The organism is Vibrio sp. YT-16, from assembly GCF_033337405.1.
Taxonomy (GTDB): Bacteria; Pseudomonadota; Gammaproteobacteria; order Enterobacterales; family Vibrionaceae; genus Vibrio; species Vibrio alginolyticus.
Genome location: NZ_JAWOQQ010000127.1, coordinates 1 through 308, shown reverse-complemented (window position 1 = coordinate 308; position 308 = coordinate 1). Strand labels below are relative to the sequence as shown.

General features: G+C 46.4%; 1 pseudogene. It reads right to left on the bottom strand.

What is annotated here, in order from left to right:
- A pseudogene (locus R7F07_RS25220) lies at positions 1-308 on the bottom strand (Hpt domain-containing protein); the annotation flags it as partial.

The following is a 308-nucleotide window of genomic DNA, read 5'->3' as shown; positions in this document are numbered from 1 at the left end:
TTGTTCGAGCGTAGCCTTCATCGACACCAACTGATTAGGAAAATCTGGCTTTAATAACTGATTCGCCAAATAACTGCCCTGCGCATTCGCCGCAAGAACACTTGAGGTTTGTGCGAGTCGACGTTGAAATGCAGAACGCTCCCCTGTCGACAGTGAATCCGATTCGATGAACAGTAAATCCAGTTCGCGATAGGTATCCGTATTGGTGTTGGAAACGATAAAAATCAATTCAAGAACCAAGGCTCCCAAGCGGTAATACATGTTTTCAATTTGCTGCGAGTTGTTTTCCGCACCTCGGCTGGTGTGCA